General features: G+C 71.7%; 2 protein-coding genes. Both read right to left on the reverse strand.

Annotation, left to right across the window (positions count from 1 at the left end):
- Positions 1–157 precede the first annotated feature (157 nt).
- Positions 158–1,180, reverse strand: a complete 1,023-nt coding sequence (locus H5J30_RS29430) for a C40 family peptidase (protein ID WP_181790354.1) — start codon at positions 1,178–1,180, stop codon at positions 158–160.
- A 305-nt stretch (positions 1,181–1,485) separates the two neighbouring features.
- A partial coding sequence (locus H5J30_RS29435) for an NYN domain-containing protein (RefSeq protein WP_181790356.1) occupies positions 1,486–2,070 on the reverse strand: 585 nt, incomplete at its 5' end.

Genomic DNA, 2,070 nt, shown 5'->3' on the forward strand with positions numbered 1-2,070 from the left:
TTCCTGGCGTACGGCGCGGCAGAGGGCTGCCCTGGCGCGCGGTGCCCGACCGCCGCGAGCCGGAACGCCGACGCGCCGCGGCCGGAGCGGAGGGATCGAAGCGGAGGGATCGAAGCGGCCCCGGCCGGTAGGTGAACTACCGGTCGGGGGGACGTCCTCAGACCCGCGCGCCCCACATGAACGGCATGTTCCCTACGGCCTCGTACCGCACCACGGCGCCCGGCTTCGGGGCGTGGATGATCTGGCCGTTGCCCGCGTAGATGCCGACGTGGTGCAGGTCGCTGTAGAAGAACACGAGGTCACCGGGCTGCAGGGCACTGACGGAGGATATCCGGGTGCCGACGTTGGCCTGGTCCTGCGAGATGCGCGGCAGCGAGACGCCGGCCTGCGAGAAGGCCCAGCCGGTGAGGCCGGAGCAGTCGAAGGAGCTGGGGCCGGTGGCGCCGTAGACGTACGGGGCGCCCAGCTGGCTCTGCGCCGCGGACAGCGCGGCGGCGCCGTGGGAGGAGCCCGGGGCGACGTCGCCGAGGTCGACGCGGTCCTCCGCCTCGCGGCTGGCGCGCTGCTCCTCCTCGGCGAGCTGGGCCTGCTCCTCCGCGGTCAGCTCGTTGAGCAGGGCGCGGGCGTCGCCCAGCTTGTCCTGGACCTTCTTCTTCTGGGAGCCCAGCTCCTTGCGGGTCTCCTCCAGGTCCTTGAGCTTCTCGCCCGCCTCCTGGCGCTGCTGCGCGAGGCTGCGCTGCTTGTCGGCGATGCGCTCCAGCGACTCGGCCTGCTTGCCGCTGACCCGGTCCATCGTGGACGCCTTGTCCAGATAGGTGTCCGGGTCCGAGGAGAGGAAGAGCTGCACCGAGGGGTCGATGCTGCCGCTGCGGTACTGGGCGGTGGCCAGCGAACCGAGGCCGTCGCGGAGGTCGTTCAGCTCCTGCTGGCCGCGGGCGGCCTTGTCCTGGAGTTCCTTGACGTCCTCTTCGAGCTTGTCCTGCCGCTCCTTGGCGCCGTTGTACTTCTCCGTGGCGCGCTCGGCGTCCTCGTACAGGTTGTCGACCTGCCGCTTGACGTCGTCCTTGTCGGGGGCGGCCTGCGCGCTCTGCGTGGAGAGGGCGACGGCCGCGGCGGCGGTCGCGGTGAAGACGGTGACCCTGGCCCGGTTCGGCTGCTTCGGTCGACGGTGGGACGCCACGAAGGCGAGCTCCTCTTCCTCCAGCCGCCCGACCGTGGCTTTGGGGACGCCCCGGTACCGGCGGGACCTTCGCCACCGCCCCGGATGAGCGATCGACAGCACGAAGGTTCGGGCCAGACACTAACGATGCTCAGGTGATCCGTTCAAATCCCTCAGGCAAAAAAGTCCCCCCGGAGCACGTTTCTTTACTCACATCACACGGCCAGTAGTCACTGTTCGACAACGAGTTGGACTCGGAGCGGCGAACTGTCCGCACCCGGGGGAGACGGCCGTGTTGTCCGAACTCGCCCGTGTTTCCCGGGTTGTCAGCTCCGCGCCAGCCGCTTGAGGAGCAGCGCGGACGACACGGGCCGGGCGCCCGCGGCGGCGACGCCGTCGGCGACCTCGCGGTCGGCGGAGACCACCACGACGGGCCGGCCGGTGGGTTCGGCCCGTACGAGCCGGCGGATCAGCTCGTCCGCCGTCTCGCCCGGCTTGCTGAACAGCACCCGCACCCCGCGCGGCGGCGCGAGCAGCACCGGCGCGGCCAGCTCCGCGCCGTCGAAGACGCACGTCACCTCCGCGCCGGTCTGCGCGGCGAGGCCGGCGAGGCCGCCGAGGAGGCGCAGGCGCTGCTTCTCCAACGGGAGCGTGGGATAGCCGGTCTTGGTGACGTTGTAGCCGTCGACGACCATGTGCGCCTGCGGCAGGGCGAGCAGTTGGTCGAGCAGCGCCGGGTCGGTGGCGGACAGGGCGCGGGCGGCCACGTCCTTCGGCGACATGGTGCCGGGCTCGACCGCGCGGACGGTGTCGGCGGGAGTCATGCGGGCGGGCGGCAGGGCGAGTTCGCGGCGGAGGCCCTGGGCGGCGTCGAGGACGGTGTCGAGGAGGAGGCGTACGCGCATGTCCTC

This window comes from Streptomyces phytophilus (genome assembly GCF_013870535.1).
GTDB lineage: Bacteria > Actinomycetota > Actinomycetes > Streptomycetales > Streptomycetaceae > Streptomyces > Streptomyces phytophilus.